This window comes from Devosia sp. YR412 (assembly GCF_900110945.1).
Classification (GTDB): Bacteria; Pseudomonadota; Alphaproteobacteria; order Rhizobiales; family Devosiaceae; genus Devosia.
On sequence record NZ_FOFL01000001.1, the window covers coordinates 905,842 to 927,348 of the forward strand.

At 63.2% G+C, this 21,507-nt stretch carries 20 protein-coding genes; 6 read left to right on the forward strand and 14 right to left on the reverse strand.

All coding sequences use genetic code 11. The annotated features are described in order from the left end of the window. Positions 1–141 precede the first annotated feature (141 nt). The 8 genes from BM045_RS04355 to BM045_RS04390 all read right to left on the reverse strand — a co-directional run bounded on the left by BM045_RS04355 (position 142) and on the right by BM045_RS04390 (position 8,444). Positions 142–1,053, reverse strand: coding sequence for a glycine betaine ABC transporter substrate-binding protein OsmF (locus BM045_RS04355; protein WP_092179974.1), 912 nt, complete (start codon positions 1,051–1,053; stop codon positions 142–144). A 90-nt stretch (positions 1,054–1,143) separates the two neighbouring features. Next, a complete protein-coding gene (locus BM045_RS04360; RefSeq protein WP_092179976.1) occupies positions 1,144–2,703 on the reverse strand; it encodes an aromatic amino acid ammonia-lyase in 1,560 nt (519 codons plus the stop codon). A gap of 42 nt (positions 2,704–2,745) precedes the next feature. Next, complete coding sequence (rhaM, locus tag BM045_RS04365) at positions 2,746–3,078, reverse strand: L-rhamnose mutarotase (protein WP_092179978.1); 333 nt, start codon at positions 3,076–3,078, stop codon at positions 2,746–2,748. Then, the gene (locus BM045_RS04370) at positions 3,075–4,073 is read right to left on the reverse strand and encodes an ABC transporter permease (protein ID WP_092179980.1); all 999 of its coding nucleotides are present in this window, start codon (positions 4,071–4,073) and stop codon (positions 3,075–3,077) included. The genes rhaM and BM045_RS04370 overlap by 4 nt, the downstream gene beginning before the upstream one ends. Continuing rightward, positions 4,070–5,047, reverse strand: coding sequence for an ABC transporter permease (locus tag BM045_RS04375; protein WP_092179982.1), 978 nt, complete (start codon positions 5,045–5,047; stop codon positions 4,070–4,072). Before BM045_RS04375 ends, BM045_RS04370 begins: the two co-directional genes overlap by 4 nt. Continuing rightward, positions 5,044–6,549 carry a sugar ABC transporter ATP-binding protein gene (locus BM045_RS04380; protein ID WP_092179984.1) on the reverse strand — a complete coding sequence of 502 codons (1,506 nt, stop codon included), beginning with the start codon at positions 6,547–6,549 and terminating at the stop codon, positions 5,044–5,046. The genes BM045_RS04375 and BM045_RS04380 overlap by 4 nt, the downstream gene beginning before the upstream one ends. A gap of 65 nt (positions 6,550–6,614) precedes the next feature. Then, positions 6,615–7,601 carry a rhamnose ABC transporter substrate-binding protein gene (gene rhaS, locus BM045_RS04385; protein ID WP_092179987.1) on the reverse strand — a complete coding sequence of 329 codons (987 nt, stop codon included), beginning with the start codon at positions 7,599–7,601 and terminating at the stop codon, positions 6,615–6,617. A 36-nt stretch (positions 7,602–7,637) separates the two neighbouring features. Then, positions 7,638–8,444: a DeoR/GlpR family DNA-binding transcription regulator gene (locus BM045_RS04390; protein ID WP_092179989.1), complete on the reverse strand. Its 807-nt coding sequence runs from the start codon at positions 8,442–8,444 to the stop codon at positions 7,638–7,640. 188 nt (positions 8,445–8,632) lie between these two features. On the opposite strand from BM045_RS04390, the gene BM045_RS04395 reads away from it, so the two are divergent. Together BM045_RS04395 and rhaI are read left to right on the forward strand one after the other, a co-directional pair. Further along, positions 8,633–10,732, forward strand: coding sequence for a bifunctional rhamnulose-1-phosphate aldolase/short-chain dehydrogenase (locus tag BM045_RS04395; protein ID WP_092180941.1), 2,100 nt, complete (start codon positions 8,633–8,635; stop codon positions 10,730–10,732). Between the two features lie 10 nt (positions 10,733–10,742). Then, complete coding sequence (gene rhaI, locus BM045_RS04400) at positions 10,743–12,032, forward strand: L-rhamnose catabolism isomerase (RefSeq protein ID WP_092179991.1); 1,290 nt, start codon at positions 10,743–10,745, stop codon at positions 12,030–12,032. A gap of 126 nt (positions 12,033–12,158) precedes the next feature. On the opposite strand, the gene BM045_RS04405 is transcribed toward rhaI, so the two are convergent. Then, positions 12,159–13,064, reverse strand: a complete 906-nt coding sequence (locus tag BM045_RS04405) for a LysR substrate-binding domain-containing protein (RefSeq protein WP_092179993.1) — start codon at positions 13,062–13,064, stop codon at positions 12,159–12,161. 118 nt (positions 13,065–13,182) lie between these two features. Here BM045_RS04405 and BM045_RS18685 point away from each other — a divergent pair, with 118 nt between their 5' ends. Both BM045_RS18685 and ybaK read left to right on the forward strand, forming a co-directional pair. Continuing rightward, the gene (locus tag BM045_RS18685; RefSeq protein ID WP_139198700.1) at positions 13,183–13,362 is read left to right on the forward strand and encodes a hypothetical protein; all 180 of its coding nucleotides are present in this window, start codon (positions 13,183–13,185) and stop codon (positions 13,360–13,362) included. A 39-nt stretch (positions 13,363–13,401) separates the two neighbouring features. Next, complete coding sequence (gene ybaK, locus BM045_RS04415; RefSeq protein WP_092179997.1) at positions 13,402–13,875, forward strand: Cys-tRNA(Pro) deacylase; 474 nt, start codon at positions 13,402–13,404, stop codon at positions 13,873–13,875. Between the two features lie 76 nt (positions 13,876–13,951). Here ybaK and BM045_RS04420 read toward each other — a convergent pair whose 3' ends face one another. From BM045_RS04420 to BM045_RS04435, 4 genes are all read right to left on the reverse strand, one after another. Beyond that, positions 13,952–14,098: a DUF1127 domain-containing protein gene (locus tag BM045_RS04420; RefSeq protein WP_092179999.1), complete on the reverse strand. Its 147-nt coding sequence runs from the start codon at positions 14,096–14,098 to the stop codon at positions 13,952–13,954. 261 nt (positions 14,099–14,359) lie between these two features. Continuing rightward, positions 14,360–14,491, reverse strand: coding sequence for a cytochrome bd-I oxidase subunit CydX (cydX, locus tag BM045_RS04425; RefSeq protein WP_092180001.1), 132 nt, complete (start codon positions 14,489–14,491; stop codon positions 14,360–14,362). A gap of 9 nt (positions 14,492–14,500) precedes the next feature. After that, positions 14,501–15,649, reverse strand: a complete 1,149-nt coding sequence (gene cydB / locus BM045_RS04430; RefSeq protein ID WP_092180003.1) for a cytochrome d ubiquinol oxidase subunit II — start codon at positions 15,647–15,649, stop codon at positions 14,501–14,503. Next, on the reverse strand, positions 15,646–17,256 hold the full coding sequence (locus BM045_RS04435) for a cytochrome ubiquinol oxidase subunit I (protein ID WP_092180005.1): 1,611 nt from the start codon (positions 17,254–17,256) through the stop codon (positions 15,646–15,648). The genes cydB and BM045_RS04435 overlap by 4 nt, the downstream gene beginning before the upstream one ends. A gap of 136 nt (positions 17,257–17,392) precedes the next feature. Here BM045_RS04435 and cydD point away from each other — a divergent pair, with 136 nt between their 5' ends. Continuing rightward, complete coding sequence (gene cydD, locus BM045_RS04440; protein ID WP_170848367.1) at positions 17,393–19,114, forward strand: thiol reductant ABC exporter subunit CydD; 1,722 nt, start codon at positions 17,393–17,395, stop codon at positions 19,112–19,114. Next, the gene (cydC, locus tag BM045_RS04445) at positions 19,111–20,760 is read left to right on the forward strand and encodes a thiol reductant ABC exporter subunit CydC (protein WP_092180008.1); all 1,650 of its coding nucleotides are present in this window, start codon (positions 19,111–19,113) and stop codon (positions 20,758–20,760) included. The genes cydD and cydC overlap by 4 nt, the downstream gene beginning before the upstream one ends. Here cydC and BM045_RS04450 read toward each other — a convergent pair. Next, positions 20,757–21,473 carry a Crp/Fnr family transcriptional regulator gene (locus tag BM045_RS04450; protein ID WP_092180010.1) on the reverse strand — a complete coding sequence of 239 codons (717 nt, stop codon included), beginning with the start codon at positions 21,471–21,473 and terminating at the stop codon, positions 20,757–20,759. The two genes, cydC and BM045_RS04450, sit on opposite strands and share 4 nt — an antisense overlap. Positions 21,474–21,507 lie beyond the last annotated feature (34 nt).

The following is a 21,507-nucleotide window of genomic DNA, read 5'->3' on the forward strand; positions in this document are numbered from 1 at the left end:
CAGAACTCCGGGCGGTCCCCTCTCCCCTGAGGGGAGAGGGTTAGGGTGAGGGGTTCAGCCTTTCGGCCCAAGCCGAAGAAGTGAACCCCTCACCCGCCCCTTCGGGTCGACCTCTCCCCTCAGGGGAGAGGTAAGCAAGGCTTAGTTCAGGAAACCGCCCTTGGTCAGGTAGTCCGTCGCCACGGCGGCAGCAGCTTCACCACCCACCTGCACGCGACCATTGAGGTCCTGCAGCAATTCGATGGTCAGGCCTTCGAAGACGGGCTTGAGCAGTTCTTCGATCTGCGGATATTCAGCCAGCACTTCCTCGCGGATGATCGGCGCGGGCTGGTAAACCGGCTGCACGCCCTTGTCGTCTTCGAGAACTTTCAGGCCCGAGGGGGCGATGCCACCGTCGGTGCCATAGACCATGGCGGCGTTGACGCCATTGGTCTGCTGGGCAGCAGCGGCAATGGTAGCGGCCGTATCGCCACCCGAGAGGGTCACGAGCTGGTCGGGCGTCAGGGTGAAGCCATAGACTTCCTGGAACTTCGGCAGCGCCGCCGGCGAGTTCACGAACTCAGCAGAGGCCGCGAGCTTGACCTCGCCACCGCCGGCAACCCAGGCACCGAATTCGGTGAAGGTCGAGAGGTTGTTGGCTTCGGCAACGTCATTGCGCACGGCGACGGCCCAGGTGTTGTTGGCCGGCGACGGGGTCAGCCAGACGATCTTGTTGGCTTCGAAATCGAGCTTGGCGGCTTCGGCATAGGCCGAAGCGGCGTCGTTCCAGATCGGATCATCGGCCTTTTCGAAGAAGAAGGCGGCATTGCCCGTGTACTCGGGATAGATGTCGATTTCGCCGGCGGTGATGGCTTCGCGGACGATCGGCGTGCCGCCGAGCTGGATCCGGTCTTCAACGGCGATATCGTTGGCTTCCAGCACCTGCTTGATAATGTTGCCCAGAACGCCACCCTCGGTGTCGATCTTGGACGAGACGACGACCTGGGCCTGAGCGGCGGTCACCGTGATGGCGAGCGCAGCGACGGCGCTCAGGAGCTTGGTAGTGAGGCGCATTGGTTTCTCCGTTTTCTCCGGCTGCCACTTTGGGCGGGTCCGGCTGTCCCTAACCTAACGTGTTGGTGGAATTGAGCGAGGCCGCCTGTGCTAAGCAACCGGACCCAAAGCGAAAAACTCGTCCAACTCCATAATCGTCGAGTGAGAAATTAGTTCGTTCATGAGGCTTTCGGACGCAAGGGCGTCTTCTATGGCCTCAACCTCTGCCGATAGCGGGCGATCCTGACGATAGGTGTCAGCATGGCGGCGCACCAGTGCGTAAATGATGCCGGGGACATTGCCGGGCGTGTCGCCGGAGATGTCCATGGCCTGGGCGGCCAGCATGGCCTCGATGGCGGCGAGCCGGCGCAGGGCCAGCACCTGGCGCTCGAGCCGCTCCACCACCAGCGGCAGAAACGTCGCCTCGTCCTCGATGCCACCGGCCACCACCATGGAATTGGCCGAGATGGGATTGGTCATGGTTAGCACGCGGGCAAACAGCTCGCCGGCCAGCTTGATGACGGGCCCAAAGCCGGTGGCGATCTGGCCGGGCACCACGAGGTTCACCGGCAGGTCGCGGCGCTGGCCATTGCCGAGCAGCACGCAGCGGTTGAAGCTGTTGCGCGCGATATGGGCGAGGCCGAGCTGCGCGGTTTGCAGGAACACCGTGACGTCGAGCGGCAACGAACCGCCCGAGGTGAGCACCTGCCCACCAGCCACCACCGGATTGTCATCGGTGCGACCGGTTGCGGCCAGCAGGATCTTGCCCGAGGCGACCAGCGTCTCGAAGCCGGTGGCAAATACCTGGCTCATCATGCGCAGGCTCAGCGGGTCCTGAATATGGGTGGCATCGGGCCAGTCCCAGCCCTTGGCGTTGAAATAGAGCCAGGCGCCGATGCCCGCTTCGCGCTCGGTGCCGACATGGGCCACGGCCTTCCACGGATCGCGCGAGGCGCCCAGTGCGCCTGCAGTGGTGAGGCCGGTGGCCAGCATGACGCGGGTGACGGCGGCGGCATCGCGGATGGCACTGGCGGCCGCGGCATAGCCGACAGCATTGGTGGAAATCGAGGCCAGGCTATCGCGCGGCGCAAGCCGAACCGGCTTGAGGCCAGCGGCGGACAGCGCATCGGCGGCCGGCTGGCGGTGGCCGTTGAAGGTCGCCTCCCCTGCCCCAGTCAGCACGGCGCCAATCTGGCCCATCAAGCCGATATCGGCGCAGCCAATCGAGCCGGTACGGCGCACCACCGGCACGACATCGGCCGAGAGCAGCGCCAGATAGGCCTCCACCAGGTCGGTGGTGCAGCCGACGCGGCCGGTCAGCGCCATGTTCACCCGGATCGCCATGGCGGTGCGGATGATGTCGCTGGAAAAGGCCTCGCCGGTGCCGAAGTGATGCGCCCGCACCAGGCCCATGTTGAAGGTATCGAGCTGGTCGTCGGTCCACTCGACATCCTTCATCGCGCCGACGCCGGTGGTGGAGCCATAGACCGGCTGGCCATTGGCGATGGCGGTTTCCACGACCTCGCGCGCTGCGGCCACCCGCACCATTGAGTCGGGGTCGGCCAGCAGGTGCACACGGCGGCTGCCGATGCGGGCAATGTCGGAAAAACTCAGCGGCTTGCCGCTGAGCGTGATGGGGGCGGCGTGGAGGGCGGTCGAGCGTTCATTCATGGCGGCAATCGTATGAGATTGCAGGGAGAATGAACAGGGCCGCTACTTCATCCAGAACATCGGCGTGAGGTCCATCGAGATCGGTTCGTTCTTGTGATTGGTGGCCATGACATCGGCCATATGGGCCCACCAGCGCTGCATCACGGCGGTGGCCGGGAGCCCGGCCATGGTGTGGTCCGTGCGGCGCCATAGCACGCCGAACAGCGTGTTAGTTTCCGCGTCGAGATGGATCGAATAATCCTTCACGCCGGCCTCATGCAGCAGGTCGACCAGTTCGGGAAAAATCTCGTCATGGCGCTTCTTGTATTCGGCCGCCATGCCGGGATTGAGCTGCATCTTGAAGGCGTGCTTTTCGTAGCCGGCGTCTTCGATCATGCGCGGTTCCTCCACATGCGGAACAGGATGGGCAGCGCGATCACCACGATCAGCAGCGAGCCGGTGAAAATGGTCATGACGATGCCGGGCACGTTGAGCAGGCCAAGCCCGAAGGTGACCAGACCGACGATCAGCGCCGCCAGCACCACGCCGATGATCGAGCCGGCGCCGCCGAGGATCGAGACGCCACCCAGCACCACCATGGTGATGGCTTCGAGCTCGAAGCCCTCAGCGATTGACGGACGAGTCGAGCCGAGACGTGCGGTCAGCAGCACAGCGGCGATGCCGCTCATCAAACCAGTGAGGCAGAACAGGATGAACTTGATGCGATCGACGCGGACGCCAGAGAATTGGGCGGCGACATCGTTATTGCCGATGGCAAACACCCGGCGGCCGAAATTGGTGCGGTGCAGCAGCACCCAGTAGATCACGGCGCAGACGAGGAACAGCACCAGCTCGAAAGAGATCACCCAATAGACATAGCCCTGGCCGAACCAGGAAAAGCTCGCCGGGTAGCCCTTGAAGCTCTGGTCGCCCAGGACGATGAAGGCGATGCCGCGGAACAGGCTCATGGTGCCGATGGTAACGACGATGGACGGCAGTTTGAGGCCGGTAACGAGGAAGCCGTTGAAGGCGCCGCAGAGAATGCCGACGCCGACGCCGACTGCGACGAGGGTTGGCGTATCGGCGCCATATTGCAGCGCCAGACCCATCATGGTCGAGGCCAGCGCAATGATCGCCGCGACCGACAGATCGATCTCGCCCGAGATGATCAGCAGCGCCATGGCCAAAGCGATCAGCGCCTTCTCGGTGAAGTTGAAGGTGAGGTCGCTCAGGCTCCAGGCATTCAGAAAGTATGGCGAGGCAAAGCTGTTGAGGATGAAGATGCCGACGGCCACGAGAACCAGGAGGCTCTCCCAGCTCAGAACGGCGGACTTCAGCGGCTTGTCGAGGCGATTGGGCAGGCTGCGGCCGGTAGCGTGAATCTCGGTCATACAGCTTCTGCCTTCTTGAGGATGATGCGGCCATGGCGGCGTTCGCCGCGGGCGTTGAGCACGACGGCCAGGAGGATGGCCGTGCCCGAAATGGCCATCTGCCAGAAGGGCGAGACGCCAATCACCGGCAGGGCGTTGTTGATGATGCCGAGGAACAGCGCGCCAAGCAGCACGCCGGCCACCGAGCCGATGCCGCCGGCAATCGAGACGCCGCCGATGACGCAGGCAGCGATAATGGTCAGCTCATAGCCGCCGGCCACTTCGACCGAGGCGATGACATAGCGGGAAATCCAGAGATAGCCGCAGAGCCCGGCCACGGCGCCGGCAATGACGAAGGCATAGAATTTGGTGCGGCCGACATTGATGCCGGTATAGACCGAGGCCGTCGGATTGACGCCGATGGCATAGAGTGCGCGTCCGAGCGGGGTGCGGGTCATTAGGAGGAAGAAGACCAGCGCCGTGACAATGGCGAACCAGCTGAGCAGCGGCAGGCCGAGGAACATGGTGCGCTGCAGAGAGATGAAATCCGGGCTCATCTGGGCCGCATTGACCCAGGCGCCGCCGGAAATGACAAACACCATGCCGCGGAAAATGGTCAGCGTGCCCAGCGTCACGACGATGGGCGGGATTTCCAGCTTCCAGACCAGAATGCCGTTGAAGGCGCCGAGCGCACCGCCAACGACGATGCACATAACGATCAGCAGCGGCACCGGCACTCCGGGGAAAGCCGCATTGACCATGGCCACGACCATGCCGGTCAGCGCGAGATTGGCGGCCATCGAGAGATCGATCGAGCGGGTCAGGATCACCGCCATCTGGCCGAGGGCCAGCATGATCAGGATCGAGCTGTCGTTGAAGATGGTGAGAAGGTTGCCGGGCTGGGCGAAGCGCGGGAAGCGCGCCGTGACCAGGACAAGCACCAGCAGGATGGCGAGAAACAGGAAGATCTCGCGATGTTTCAAAAGGCGGTTCATGCGGCCTGCTCCTCGGCAATACCGGCAGCCAGCCGTACCAGCGTCTCGGGCTTGAGCCCGTCATTATCCAGCGTGTCGATGACCCGACCTTCGCGCATCACCACGATGCGGTCGCTCATGCCCAGCACTTCGGGCAGTTCCGACGAGACCATGATGACCGAGAGGCCCTGCGCCACCAGTTCGCCCATGAATTCATGCACGGCGGCCTTGGATCCGATGTCGATGCCCTTGGTGGGTTCGTCGAGAATGATCACTTTGGGCAGCGTGGCCAGCCATTTGGCGATGACCACCTTCTGCTGATTGCCGCCCGAGAGGGTCGAGACGTTCTGGCTGAGCGACGAAGCGCGCAGGTCCAGGCGCTCGGTATAGGTGCGGGCGAGGTCGAATTCCTCGGCCATGCGCAGGAAGCCGTTTTTGCTGGTCTTCTTGAGCGAGGGCAGCGAGACATTCTTGAAGATCGGCTCGCCGGTGATGACACCCTGCTTGCCGCGCTCTTCGGGCACATAGACGATGCCGGCTTCCACGGCATCGGCCGCCGACTGGGGCGCAATGGCCTGGCCATCGAGCACCAGCCTGCCGCTCGAGGTCTGCGTCATGCCGAAGACGGCCTGCATGACTTCGCTGCGCCCTGCCCCGACCAGACCATAGAAGCCGAGGATTTCGCCCTTGCGGACGGTGAAGGAGACGTCTTCGAATTCGGTGGGGTGGCTCAGGCCCTTGGCTTCGAGCACGACGTCGCCGATCACCGCATTGCGCGGCGGGAAGATGTTTTCCACGGCACGGCCGACCATCAGCTGCACGATCTGGCTCTGGCTGGTCTCCTTGATCATGCCCTTGCCGACCTGCTCGCCATCGCGGAACACGGTGAAGCGGTCGGCGATGCGGTAGATTTCGTCGAATTTGTGCGAGATGAACAGGATCGCCTTGCCGTCGGCCTTGAGCAGCTCGATCAGCACGTAGAGCTCTTCGATTTCCTTCTGGCTTAGCGCCGCGGTCGGCTCGTCCATGATGACGACCTGTGCGTCAACGGAGAGCGCCCGCGCCACGGCGACCAGGTGCTTTTTGGCGATGCCCAGTTCCTTGAGCTTGATGTCGGGGTCAATGCCCGCCGCCATGGAATCCAGCGTTTCGCGGGCTTCCTTGCGCATGGTTTTCCAGTCGATCATCCCGAAACGATTGGTCGGCGCATGGCCCAGATAGATGTTTTCGGCGACCGTCAGCTCGTCGAACAGCACGGTTTCCTGATGGATGGCAGTAATGCCGACAGCCGAGGCGGAATGCGCCGTCGGCAGGGTCACCAGCTTGCCGCCAACGCGGATTTCGCCGGCGTCGGGCTGGTAGATGCCGGTCATGGTCTTGACCAGGGTCGACTTGCCCGCCCCGTTCTCGCCGATCAGCGCGGTGACCTGCCCGGCATAAAGCTCGAGCGAAACGTCATGCAGCGCCCGCACGCCGGGAAAGCTCTTGGATATGCCGGATAGCGTGAGGATGGGGTCGGTCATGGCATTCTTTGCAAATGAGAAACCCGGCGGCAGAAGCGCCGCCGGGTCGTGTTCGCCTGGTCAGATCAATAGATCTTGGAGAATTCTTCGATATTGGTCTTGTCGAACTGGAACGGGACGGCCATCGCGGCGGCATTGGTGTCGTCCAGGGTCACTTCGCCGACGCGGCCGATCGAGAAGGTCTTGCCGGGTGCTGCTTCTTCGCCCTTGATCAGGTCATTGGCGAGGTAGACCGCCGAGTAGCCGAGGTCGATCGGGTTCCACAGGGCCACGGCCTGCGAAGCGCCATTGTCGATGAACTGCTTGAACTCGGACGGCAGGGCCAGACCGGTGACGTTGATCTTGCCGATCAGACCCTGGTCGGTGACGACCTGGGCAGCGGCAACGACGCCGACGGTGGTCGGTGCGATGATGGCCTTGAGGTCTGGGTAAGCGGCGATCAGGCCCTTGGCTTCGTCGGTCGACTTGACCGAGTCATCATCGCCATAAACGGTGGCAACCAGTTCGATATTGGCGAACTTTTCTGGCAGCGCAGCCTTAGCGGCTTCGATCCAGGCATTCTGGTTGGTCGCAGTGGAAGCGGCCGAGAGAATGGCAACCTGGCCACCTTCTGGCAGGTAGTCGGCCGCCAGCTTGATGATGGTCTCGCCGATCAGCGCATTGTCCGACGGGTTGAGGTGGATCTGGCGGCCTTCGGGAGCAACGCCCGAGTCAAACGACACGACCTTGATGCCGCGTTCCATGGCCTTCTGCAGGGCAGGAACCAGGGCGTCCGGGTCATTGGCCGAGATGGCGATGGCGTCGACCTGCTGAGCGATCAGCGAGTTGACGACTTCGATCTGGGCTTCGGCGGTTGCGGCAGTCGGGCCGGTATAGATGACTTCGATGCCGCCGAGTTCGGCAGCAGCTTCCTGCGCACCCTTGTTGGCAGCGTCGAAGAAGCCGTTGCCCAGCGACTTGACGACCAGCGCGATGCGGGTCTGGGCATAGGCGGGGGCGGCGAGCAGCACGGCAACGGCCGTGGTGGTGGCCAAAAGCTTGATCAGTTTCATGCGGTTTCCCTCCCTGGGATGGTCAGTCTTTCCTCCTCAGGCAACCGTCGCGTGACGGTCGATCTGAGCACTTGTCTCCGCCACGATGAGCCGCACGCCAGCCGTTTCCAGCATCTGGCGGTCTTCGTCGCGGATACCGCTATCGGTTATGACAGCGGCAATTCGGTCGAGCCCACACAGGATGAGGCTCGATCTGCCCGAAAACTTGGTTGAGTCTGCCAAAACGATCAGCTCGTCCGCCTGGCCGATCAGTCCGAGCTCGGACTGCACGACCATGGGATCGGCTTCCATCAGGCCATGCGGGCCGATGCCCTGGCAGCCGATGAACATGCGCTTGGCGTAAAAGTGCGAAGCCACCACGCCGCCGAAGGGCGACAGGATGACATTCTGCTCGCGATAGACGGTGCCGCCCGGAATGACGACGGAATTGCGCGAGTTGTGGATCAGGTATTCGGCAATGCCGAAACTGTTGGTGAACACCGACAGCCGGCGGCCCGTCAGGTGATGCACCATTTGATAGGTGGTGGTGCCGCCATTGATGATGATCGGCTCGCCATCCTTGCAGAGATCAACGGCCGCGCGGGCAATTGCGCGCTTCTGAGCGATATTGAGCGTTTCATTGACCGAAAACGGCCGGCCCATCAGCGCAGCCTGCTCCGGCGGATTGACCGCCTCGGCCCCACCGCGCACCCGGCGCAGCTCGCCCTTGACGTGCAGCGCCGCAATATCACGACGAATGGTCGCTTCGGAGGAGCCCGTTACCTCACAGAGTTCGGCAACAGTCACCACCGGCCGTGTCTGAACGGCTGCGACGATCACTCTCTGGCGCTCTGTTTCGTGCAAGGCTGCTATCTCCCTGACGCATTCCTATCCGTGGAATTCGCTCAGTGTCAATCATCAAACCGTCAACTTCAAAACATGTTAGCGCGATATGCGCGGTTGTGAGTGTTTATGATTGACACTGATGATTGATCGTGGCCATGTCCGGCCAAACCAAACTGACCACCACTACCCTCTGGGAGGAGTCTGCAATGTCCACTTCCGCGCCCAAGCGCCTCGCTAATCTTTGGGATGATGCCAAGGCCGCCGCGATGAGCGAGCCGGAACGTCTTGTCTACCGGTCCAACCTGCTCGGCAGCGACAAGCGCGTCACCAATTATGGTGGCGGCAACACTTCCTCCAAGATCATGCAGAAGGATCCGCTGACCGGCGAGACCGTCGAAGTGCTGTGGGTCAAAGGTTCGGGCGGCGACAGCGCCTCGATCAAGCTCGACGGCTTTTCGACGCTCTATATGGACAAGCTGCGCGCGCTGAAGGGCCTCTATCGCGGCCTCGAGCACGAAGACGAAATGGTCGGCTACCTGCCGCATGCCACGTTCAACCTCAACCCGCGCGCTGCTTCGATCGACACCCCGCTGCATGCCTATGTGAACCATCCCTATGTGGACCACATGCATCCCGACGCAATCATCGCCATTGCCGCCTCGGTCAATTCCAAGGAACTGACCCAGCAGATTTTCGGCGATAGCATCGGCTGGCTGCCGTGGAAGAAGCCGGGCTTCGAACTCGGTCTGTGGCTGGGCAAATATTGCGAAGAGAACCCCAATTCCAAGGGCCTGATCCTTGAGAGCCATGGCCTCTTCACCTGGGGCGACACGCCCAAGGAATGCTACGAAACCACCATCGCCATCATCAACCAGGCGATCGAATGGTTCGAGCAGCAGACCGAAGGCAAGGTGATCTTCGGCGGCCCTGCCACCCAGTCGCTCGATGCCGACGCCCGTCGCGCCGTCGCCGCCAAGCTGATGCCCAAGATCCGCGGCTTCATCTCGGAAGACAGCCACAAGCTGGGCCATTTCGACGACAGCGCCGCCGTGCTGGAATTCGTCAATTCCAACAATCTGCGTCCGCTGGCGGCCCTGGGCACCTCCTGCCCCGACCACTTCCTGCGCACCAAGATCCGTCCGCTGGTCATCGATTTCGACCCGGCCAAGCCCGACGTCGATGCCGTGATCGCCGGCCTTGCCGACCAGATCGCCGCCTATCGCGTCGACTACCAGGCCTATTACGATCGCTGCAAGCACGACAACTCGCCCGCCGTGCGCGATCCCAATGCCGTGGTTTACCTGATCCCTGGCGTCGGCATGCTGACCTTTGCCAAGGACAAAGCCACCGCCCGCATTTCCGGCGAGTTCTATGTCAACGCCATCAACGTGATGCGCGGCGCCTCGACCGTCTCCGAATACCAGGGCCTGCCCGAGCAGGAAGCCTTCGACATCGAATATTGGCTGCTTGAAGAAGCCAAGCTTTCCCGCATGCCCAAGCCCAAGTCGCTGGCCGGCAAGATTGCCCTCGTCACCGGCGGCGCCGGCGGCATCGGCAAGGCCACGGCCGTCCGTCTTCTCCGTGAAGGTGCCTGCGTCGTGCTGGCCGACATCGACCAGACCGCGCTCGACAATGCGACCGAGGAACTGACCGGTGTGTTCGGCAAGGACTTCGTCCGCCCCGTGAACATCAATGTCACCAAGGAAGAGCAGGTTATCTCCGGCTTTGCCCATGCCGTGGTCGAATTTGGCGGCCTCGATATCCTGGTGTCCAACGCCGGCCTCGCCTCCTCGGCACCGATCGAAGAGACGACCCTGGAACTCTGGAACAAGAACATGGACATCCTGTCCACGGGCTATTTCCTCGTCTCCCGCGAAGCCTTCCGCCTGTTCCGGGCCCAGAAGATCGGCGGCAATGTCGTCTTCGTCGCCTCCAAGAACGGCCTTGCCGCGTCGCCCAATGCTTCCGCTTATTGCACCGCAAAGGCTGCCGAAATCCACCTGGCCCGTTGCCTGGCGCTCGAAGGCGCCGGCGAGCAGATCCGCGTCAATGTGGTCAATCCGGATGCCGTGCTGCGTGGCTCCAAGATCTGGGCCGGCGAATGGCTCGAGCAGCGCGCCTCGACCTACAAGACCGACAAGGATGGCCTCGAGGAAATGTACCGCGAGCGCTCGCTGCTCAAGCGTTCGGTGTTCCCCGAGGATATTGCCGAAGCCATCTACTTCTTCGCGTCGGAAGCCTCGGCCAAGTCGACCGGCAATATCATCAACGTCGACGCTGGCAATGCCCAGTCGTTCACCCGCTAAGGATCGCGCGATGACCGAACACATCATCGACCCATCCGTCGTCGAGGCAGAAAATGCCCGGCGCGTGGATGACCTGCATGCCGATTATGACAGCCTGGGCGAACGCCTCGACCGTCGCGGCATTTCGATCGACGCCATCAAGGCCAAGGTTGCCGGCTTTTCCGTCGCCGTCCCGTCCTGGGGCGTCGGCACCGGCGGCACGCGCTTTGCAAAATTTCCCGGCAAGGGCGAGCCGCGCGACATTTTTGACAAGATCGAGGATTGCGCCGTCATCAGCCAGCTGACGCAGGCGACCAATACCGTCTCGCTGCATATTCCGTGGGACAAGGCCGATCCCAACCGGCTGAAGCAGGCGGCCAGCCGCTTCAACCTCGGCTTCGACGCGATGAATTCGAACACCTTTTCGGATGCCCGCGGGCAGCTGCAGAGCTACAAGTTCGGTTCGCTCTCGGCCGCCGACAAGGCGACCCGCGACCAGGCGATCGAGCACAATCTCGAATGTATCGAGATCGGCAAGACGATTGGCTCGAAGGCTCTCACGATCTGGATCGGCGACGGCTCCAACTTCCCCGGCCAGGTCAATTTCGCCGACCAGTTCGCCAATTACCTCGACTCGGCCAAGGCGGTCTATGCCGCCCTGCCCGACGACTGGAACCTCTATACCGAACACAAGATGTACGAGCCGGCCTTCTATTCAACGGTCGTGCAGGACTGGGGTACCAATTACATTATCGCCAAGGAGTTGGGCGACAAGGCGCTCTGCCTCGTCGATCTCGGCCACCATGCGCCGAATGTGAATATCGAGATGATCGTCTCCCGCCTTGCCCAGTTCGGCAAGCTCGGCGGCTTCCATTTCAATGACAGCAAATATGGCGACGACGATCTCGACGCCGGTGCGGTCGACCCCTACCGCCTGTTCCTCGTCTTCAACGAACTGGTCGATATCGAAGCCCGCCAGCCGGACTTCCACCCGGCGCATATGCTCGACCAGTCGCACAATGTCACCGACCCGATCGAGTCGCTGATGCTGTCGGCATCGGACGTGCAGCGCGCCTATGCGCAGGCGCTTCTGGTTGATCGCAAGGGCATCAAGGCGGCGCAGGACGCCAATGATGCGCTGGCCGCAACGCAGGCTCTGCGCGTCGCCTATCGCACCGATGTGGAGCCGATCCTAGCCATGTCGCGCCTCGAAAAAGGCGGCGCCATCGACCTGCTCGGCACCTATCGCGCTGCCGGCTACCGCGCCAAGGTCGCGGAAATCCGCCCCGAAGTCGAAGGCGGCTCGGGCGGCATCGTCTAAGAGCCTTTGCAGGAAAAGTGGGAACCGGTTTTCCGGTTCGCAAAGGCGACCACAAAGAGACTTTCCAACGCTCCTCCCAGCGGCGGATAGAGAGGCCCGGTGAGCAATCACCGGGTCTTTTTGCATTTAGGGTAACGACGCCGGGCGCATGTAAGCCGTCGTCGCCAGCATCCAGTCCCGAAAAGCCTTGATCTTGGGCGCGTTGCGCCGGCTTTCCGCATAGACGAGGTAGTAGCCGTGTCCTGCCGGCGCCAGCAGATCGAAGGGCTGAATGAGACGGCCCGCGGCGATCTCCTCTCGGAAAAATGCCGGCGTCAGCATGGTGACGCCCTGCCCCGCCATGGCGGCCTGGGCCAACAGGCTCTGCACGCCCAGGCTAAAATTGGGGCGTCCTGCTGGGCTGTAGCCGGCGACACCGGCCACCGCGAACCACTGTTCGACCCACTCGTCCTGAGCATCGAGCATGGGTAGTTTCAGCAGGTCTTCCGGCCGCCTTATGCCGCCGACGCTGTCGGCCAAGGCCGGACTGAGCAGCGGCGTGAAGTCCGACTTGACCAGCAGGTGCGACACGAGGCCATTGCCCTGCGGCGCTCCAAGGGAGCGGATGCCGATATCAATCTCGTCATGGACGAGGTCGGCCATAGCATTGCCGCTATCGAGCCGCACGGCGATCTCAGGATGCTCGAGCTGGAACAGCCCCAGATTTTGCGCCAGCCACTGGCTGGCAAAGGTCACGACCGAGCTGATGGCCAGCACATGATCCACCTGGCCGCGCGTATCGGCAAAGGCCTCGTGCAGCAATCCAAAGGCCTGGTGCACCTGCGGCGCCAGCCGCGCGCCGACCTCGCTCAGCGCAATCTGGCGCGGCTTTCGCAGGAACAGCGCCGCGCCGACGCGCTCCTCCAAAATCCTGATCTGATAGCTGACCGCCGCCTGGGTCATGCCCAGCTCGGAGCCCGCCTTGGTGAAGCTCAGATGGCGCGCAACGGCCTCGAAAGCGCGGATCGCCGTCAGCGGCGGCAAGGAAGACATGGATCAAATCTCCTTATGCGTACCCTGCGAGCTTTAGTTGGAAATCCGGCGCCGCGCCAGCCATTCTGCGTGCATGGACAACACAGCAGGAGCCGTCTGCATAAGGACGGTCATAGACATGAGCACCATAGCCAAGCCGAGTTTGACTGCTATCCATCTGCCACGCTGGCATTTTTCCTGGCCGTTGAGCGTGACCCGTCGTCGCCGCCGCGCCACGATCGACCTGATCCATTCCTCGCCGCATCTGCTGCGGGACATTGGAGTTTCGGAGGGCCATGTAGTGGAGCGTGGCCGCTGAGGTCTTGCCTTTCCCCGGCGGCTTTATCTAAATCCATCCATGTCCAAGACCACGCCCGCCACGCTTGCGCTGACCAAAGCCGGCATCGCCTTTGCCACGGCCACCTATGACTATGATCCCGATGCCGATCGGGTCGGGTTGCAGGCGGCGGAGGCCATGGGCGTTTCACCCTCCATCGTGCTCAAGACCCTGATGGCTGAGGTCGACGGCAAGCCGGTCTGCGTGGTGGTGCCGTCGGACGAGGAAGTGAATATGAAAAAGCTGGCGGCGGCCTTTGGCGGCAAGTCGGCGCATATGATCAAGCCCGCCGATGCGGAACGGCTGACGGGCTACAAGGTGGGCGGCATCAGCCCGTTCGGGCAGAAGAAACCCGTGCCCACTGCGGTCGAAGAACTGGCAACGCTGGAGGAGGAAGTCTTCCTCAACGGCGGCCAGCGCGGGCTGCAGATCCGCATGAAGCCCGATGATCTGGTGGCGGCGCTGGGTGGCAATGCCGCGGACCTGATCCGTTAATAAAACCATACCCCGGACAAGACAAAAGGCGCCCAAGCGGACGCCTTCATCTCAAGTCTAATGCAGCAGCCAAGTGTTAATTGGCGTAGGTGCCGCGAGCGATGTTCTTGATGTCGCCCTTGGTGATGCCGAGATCATTCAGCTGACGGTTGTCGAGAGCGTTGAGCTCGCGCATCGTGCGCTGATACTGGGCAAACTGTGCGATTTTCTGGCGGATGTTCATTTTATTCCCCTTCGTTTGATGACCTCTATGTAGACCCCGCCCGTCGTGATTAGAAGATGGACTTGCTGCACATCCGTTATGCATTCCGTGCAAACAAAAGAGGCAGATGCTTCATATTCGGTTCAGCTGCGCGGCTTCGGCAAGGCAGCTACCGCCACGCCAAGGCATAGCCAATCCATTGAATTAGCAAAGAAAAACGGGCGCCCATTGCTCGGCGCCCGCATTAATGGATTTTTGACCATCCGGTAAAGAGCCATGCGCTCAGCGTTGGATAGGCTCCCTGCCCTCTTCACGCGCGATGCGCCGGTCTTCGCGCAGCTCGAACCACATGGCGTTGAGGATGGCGAAAGAACAGGCCAGACCCAGGCCGAGGATCCACGAGAAATACCACATGTGCGTCTCCTAATAGGCGTTGGGGTTCTTTTCGAGCGACTGCGGGCTGACCGTGCCGCGCATCACGCGGAACACCCAGGCGGTGTAGAGCAGGATGATCGGCAGGAAGAAGGCGGTCACCAGCAGCATGATGAACAGTGTCAGGTGGCTCGAGCTGGCGTCCCACAGCGTCAGGCTCGCCTCCGGCCGCGTCGAGGACGGCAGCAGGAATGGGAACAGCGACAGGCCAGCCGTCGAGACAATGCCGAAGATGGCAATGCTTGAGGCCGTCAGCGTGGCCATGCGCCAGCGCAATTGCAGGCCGGCCACCGCGGCGATCAGGCCGGCAAAGCCCAGCACCGGTGCAGCGATCATCCAGGGATAAAGCCCATAATTGGCCATCCAGCCACCGCGGGTCAGCACCACCGCCTTGGCCAGTGGATTGATGGCGGCATTGCCATCCACCACGCTGGTGATCGCATAGCCATCGAGGCCCAGCGCCACCCAGACGCCGGCCAGCGCAAACAGCACCAGCGTCACCACGCCGACGACACTGCCATAAGTCCGTGCCCGGTCAGCCAATGCCCCCTCGGTGCGGCCGGCGATGACGGCAGCGCCTTGCGTCACGATCATGCCGAGGCTGACCAGGCCGGCCAGCAGCGCGAAGGGCGTCAGCAAGCCGAAGAAGTTGCCGGTATAGAAGGCACGCATGGTGTCATCGAGGTGGAAGGGCGCGCCAAGCAGCACATTGCCCACCGCCACGCCCATGATCAGCGCCGGCACGAAGCCGCCGATGAACAGGGCCCAATCCCAGGTGGCCCGCCAGCGTCGATCCTTGATCTTGCCGCGGAACTTGAAGCCGACCGGCCGCAGGATCAGCGCCAGGAGGATGACGATCATCGCGAGATAGAAGCCGGAGAAGCTGACGGCATAGAGCGGCGGGAAGGCGGCAAAGATGGCGCCGCCGCCAAGGATCAACCAGACTTGATTGCCTTCCCAGGTGGGGCCGATGACGTTGAGCAGCACACGGCGCTCCTCGTCGGTGCGGGCGGCGAAGGGCAACAGCGCGCCGACGCCCATGTCGCGGCCGCCCATCACGGCAAAGCCGATCAGCAAGACGCCGAGCAGCAGCCACCAGATCAGGCGCAGGGTTTCGTAGTCGAGTGGAATGCTGCTCACGATCCGAGCTCCTTGTTGGCTGGCGTGGCCGGCAAAGCGGCGACGACGAAGTCCTGGTCATCCTCTTCGGCGGTAAACAGCTTGTCCTGCGGCCCGGCCTTGATGATCTTGATCATCAGCAGGATCATGATGACGAAGAGCGTCGAGTAGAGCAGCGTGAAGAAGCTCAGCGAGATCACCAGGTCCCAGAAGTGGAGACCGGAGGCGGCATAGAAGGTGGGCAGAACCCCTTCCACCACCCAGGGCTGGCGGCCGAATTCGGCGATGAACCAGCCCGACTCGATAGCGACCCAGGGCAGCGGCAGCACGAGGAAGCCCACCCACAGCAGCGGCCGATTGGATTCGAGCCAACCGCGCGAGGCGCGATAGAACCACATGGCGAAGAAGGCGATGAAGAAGAAGCCCAGCCCCATCATGATGCGGAAGGTCCAGAACAGCGGCCAGACCTCGGGCACGGTGTCCTCGGCGGCCTGCGCGATCTCTTCGTCGGTGGCATTGCCGACGTCCTCGCGGTATTTCTTCAGCAGCAGGCCATAGCCGAGATCGGGCCAATGCTGCTCGAACACCAGGCGCGCATCGACATCGTCGCCATCGACATTGCCGGCCCGGATTTCCTGCAGCGCATCATAGGCAATCATGCCGGATCGGATGCGGGTCTGGGCATGGGCGACGAGTTCCTCGATGCCGTCCAGCCGCTTGTCGAACGAGCGCGTGGTGATCAGACCGCCCACCCAGGGCACCTGGATCGACCAGGTCGGCGCGCCGCCATCGGGACCCGGTAAAGCGAAAATTGTCCAGGGCGCCGGGGCCGGCTCGGTGTGATAGCTGGCCTCCATGGCCGCGATCTTCATCTTCTGGTGCTCGGTCGCGACATAGCCGCTCTCGTCACCCAGCACGACCACCGACAGTGCCGACGCAAGACCGAAGCTGGCCGCCACCACCATCGAGCGCTTGGCGATTTCGACATGCTTGCCCTGCAAGAGGAACAGGCAGGAAATAGCGAAGATGAACACCGCGCCGCAGACATAGCCGGCGCTGACGGTATGGACGAACTTGGCCTGCGCCACCTGGTTGAAGATCACCGCCATAAAGTCTGTGACTTCCATGCGCATGGTGTCGGGGTTGAACTTGGCGCCGACCGGGTTCTGCATCCAGCCATTGGCGATCAGGATCCACAGCGCCGAGAAATTGGCGCCGATCGCCGTCAGCCAGGTGACCGTCAGGTGGCCGAGCTTGCTCAGCCGATCCCAACCAAAGAAGAACAGGCCGATGAAGGTGGCCTCAAGAAAGAAGGCCATCAGGCCTTCGATGGCCAGCGGGGCGCCGAACACGTCGCCGACATAATGGCTGTAATAGCTCCAGTTCATGCCGAACTGGAATTCCATGACGATGCCGGTGGCGACGCCCATGGCGAAATTGACGCCGAACAGCGTGCCCCAGAACAGGGTCGCCTTGCGCCAGACCTCGCGGCCGGTCATCACATAGACGCTTTCCATGATGGCCATCATCACGGACAGGCCAATGGTCAGCGGCACGAAGATAAAATGGTACATGGCGGTGGCGGCGAATTGCCACCGCGAAAGTTCGACAACGGTCATGTCGATCATGGCGGTACTGCCTCTATGCTTGGCAGCGCCCGAGTCGGCGCCGTCCTGCCCACTCTATGCGCCAATGAGCTTTGCCCGCGCCTTGATTCAGATCAAGGGTTTCCAGTGCCACAAGATATAGCCTCAAAACATGACAATGACCGACCGCCAGAATGGCAAGACACTTTCCGGCCTCAGCCGCCACGGCGGGCTGTGGCTGATCCTCGCCATTGCGGCACCGCTTCTTGGCGGCGGCCTTTTGGTCTGGCAGGCTTGGACCCTGGCCGGGGTGATCGGCCAGACCATCGAGGGCGGCACGCCGATGGCGGCGCTGGGTCCGTCCATTTCGCTGATCCTCATTATCCTCTTGCTCCGCGCAGCGCTCGGCGCACTGGGCGATCGCGCCGGCACAGCCGCTGCCGAGGCCATCAAGTCGCGCCTGCGCCATGCGCTGTTTGCGCAGTTGCTGGCCCGCTCGCCGCGCGAGGCCGAACAGGCGCAATCGGGCGCGGCGTCATCGGCGATCATCGACCAGGTCGAGGCGCTGGATGCGTTCTTTTCGCGCTACCTGCCCGCCATGGTCGGCGCCACCATTCTGCCGCTGGCCTTCGGCGCGATCATCCTGCCGCTCGACTGGCTGACAGGACTGTTGTTCCTTATCACCGCACCGCTGATCCCGCTGTTCATGGCCTTGGCCGGCTGGGGCGCCCAGATCGCCACTAACAAGCAGGCTCGCGCACTGAGCCTGCTCAACGGCCGCTTTGCCGACCGCTTGCGGGGATTGGTGACGCTGAAACTCTTCGGGCGGGCCGAGGCGGAAACCGCGGGAATTGTCGCCGCCAGCGACGAATTGCGCAAACGGACGTTGCGTGTGCTGCGCATCGCCTTCCTCTCTTCGGCGGTGCTGGAATTCTTCGCGGCGCTCGGCGTCGCCGGCGTGGCGCTCTATATTGGCCTCACCTTCATCGACTACCTGCAGCTGCGCTCCAGCCCGATGACGCTGGAACTGGGCCTGTTCCTGTTGCTGATGGCGCCGGAAATCTACAATCCGCTGCGCCTGCTCGCCGCGCACTATCATGATCGCGCCTCGGCCAAGGCAGCCATTGGCGAAATCACCGCCCAGCTTGGCGCCCTGCCGACTGAAGCCGCACCGCTCGCCGACGCCCCAGTTATTCGCAACAAGGGCGCCGTGGGCGTCACCATCAGCAGGCTGACCCTGCGCACGCCCGACAGTGCCCGCGTCATCCTCTCCAACAGCGATCTCAGCATCGCTCCCGGCGAACATTTCGCCCTGCTCGGTCCCAGCGGTATTGGCAAATCGACCCTGCTCGAAGCCATGGCGCGCTTGCGGCTTTCTGAAGGCGCTATCGACCTCGATAGACAGCCGCTTGCCCACTGGCCGGAAGCCGATTTGCGCGGCCGCGTCACCATGCTGGGCCAGAAGCCGCGCATCTTTGCCGGCACCATGGCGCAGAACATCGCCTTGGCCCGACCGGGTGCCAGCCTCGCCGAAATCCGCCGCGCTGCCGAGCGCGCCCATGTCGCGAGCTTTGCCGATGCGCTGCCCGAGGGGCTCGACACCCAGCTCGGCGAGGGTGGCCTGGGCCTCTCCGGCGGCCAGGCCCAGCGCATTGCCCTCGCTCGCATCTATCTGCGCGATGCCGGGCTGATCCTCCTCGATGAACCCACCGCCCATCTCGATGCCGCACTGGAGCAGGACGTGCTCGACGAGCTGAAACTCTATGCCCGCGGCCGCACCCTGATCATCGCCACCCATTCGCTGGCCGTCGCCGCCCGCATGGACAAAGCCTGGCGCATCGCCGGCGAAAGCCTGCTCCCCACGCCCCTGCCCGCCCACAGCCGAGGCCATGTCGCATGAAATCGCTCCTCGCCTTCCGCAGCCTGTTCCTCAGCCAATTCGGCGGCTTTGCCCTGGCGCTGCTGCTGTCTCTGGTCGCCGTTGCCGCCGGCGTCGCCTTGCTCGGCACCTCGGGCTGGTTCATCACCGCCGCCGCGCTGACCACCATGGGCCTCGCCTTCAACCTCTTCGTGCCCTCGGCGCTGGTTCGCGCCTTCTCCTTCATCCGCATTCTGGCCCGTTATGGCGAACGCCTCAGCGGCCATGACGCCACCCTGCGCCTGCTCGCCAATCTGCGCGGCTGGCTGTTTGCCCGGCTGTTTCCCCGCCTGCCGCTGGCCGACCGCAGCCTGCGCCATGGCGATCTGGTCAGCCGGCTGACGGCCGATGTCGATGCATTGGATACCGCCTTTCTTGTCGCCATCGGCCCGATCGCCGCCGCGCTGATTATCGGCACGGCGTTGACCGGCGTCCTCGCCTGGCTGCTGCCCAGCGCCGCATTGGTCTATGGGCTGTGCTTCGGCGCCGCCGTGCTGCTGGTACCAGCTGGCTTGGTACTAACCAGCCGTCGCGCCGGCCATGCTGTGGTTGCTCGCGCTGCCGATGCGCGCGCTGCGGTGCTCGACGGTATCGAAGGCCATGCCGATCTGACGGTTTATGGCGTGCTGGGCACGGCGCAGGACGGCTTTGTCGATACCGCCGGCAAGCTGGCCGAGGCTCGCGGCCACCTCGCCAGCCTCACGGCCTTTGCCGGTTTCGCCGTGCAGGCCCTCGCCGCGCTCGCCCTGGTCGGCGCGCTCTGGCTGGGGCTGCAGAGCTTTGAAGCCGGCATGGTCGATGGGCCGATCCTTGCCGGCCTGCTGCTCGCCATCATGGGGAGTTTCGAGGCCACCAGCGTCATCGTGCGCAGCGTCAGCAAGCTCACCACCGCCATGGCCGCCGCCGAGCGCCTCACCGCCATCGCCGAAACCCCGCTTGTCGTAGCCGACCCGACTACGCCCGCCCCCCTGCCCGCCGGCCCGACGATCACCCTCAACGATGTCACCTTCAGCTATGGCGGCCCGCCAGTGCTGGCCAATCTCGACCTGACCATCGCGCCCGGCGAACATCTCGCCATCACCGGCGCCAGCGGCGGCGGCAAGTCGAGCCTGCTCAATCTGCTATTGCGACTAGCCGATCCGCAGCTCGGCAGCATCACGCTCGGCGGCACGGCCCTGAGCAAGCTGCGCCAGTCCGATATCCACGCCAGCATGGCGCTGCTCAGCCAGGACAGCCCGCTGTTCAACGACGCCATCCGCGCCAACCTGCTCATCGGCCGTCCGGATGCCGATGATGACGCGCTGTGGTCGGCGCTGGCTGATGCCGGCATCGAAGACTTCGTCCGCGCCCTGCCGCTGGGTCTTGATACATTGCTCGGTGAACGCGGCCGCAGCGTATCAGTCGGCCAGGCCCGCCGGCTGTGCCTGGCGCGCGTGCTGCTGTCGCCGGCCAAAATCCTGCTGCTCGACGAGCCCACCACCGGCCTCGACCGCGATGCCGAAGTGGCGTTTTTCGAAACGCTGCATCAGGCCGCCAAGGGCCGCAGCGTGATCCTCGTCACCCATGCAGCCATCCCTGAAGGAACGATGGATCGTGTGCTGGAAATGCGAAGCGGGCGGCTGATTTAGCCGCAGCGCACCCGCAGGCGGGCCAGATCGGGCACCAAGACATGCCGGTAATTCTCGATCTCGATCACGCCGTCGGCCTTGAGCTTGCTCATCTGGCGGCTGACGGTCTCGATGGTCAGGCCGAGGAAATCGCCGATATCGGCGCGGCTGAGCGGCAGGTCGAAGGTGGTCACTTCGCCGGCCGGATCGATATGGCTGGCGATGAGATAAAGGAAGCTGGCGACTTTTTCGGCGGCGGTTTTGCGGCCCAGCGTCACCATCCAGTCGCGCGCCTCGTCGAGCTCGCGCAGGGTCTGCAGCATGACGCGGTGTTCGAGCTCGGGATTGGCCCGCACCAGCGCTTCCAGCGCCGGCTTGGGAATGACACACATGTCGACATCCGACGCCGCTTCGGCGCTGACCCGGCTTTCGCTGGCAAACAGCCGCCCCAGCAGGTCAGGCGCAAACTGCAGCCCCACCACCTGCTGGCGGCCGTCTTCGAGCACTTTCGAGAGCTTTACGACGCCGCGCAGCACATTGCCATAGCTGGTGATCGGCTCGGCATCGGCGAGCAGTTCGTCACCGGCGGCGTGATGCACGCGACGGGTATGGCGCGACACCGCGAGCAATTGCTCCGGCGTCAGAGCGCCACAAATACCCTGATGCCGGGACTCGCAGCTTTGGCAAAGCACGGGCATGGCCGAATTGTGGATGTCGTTGCGGACGGGCTGCATGGCAATCGTCTCCTGACAGGTCCGATATAGGCCT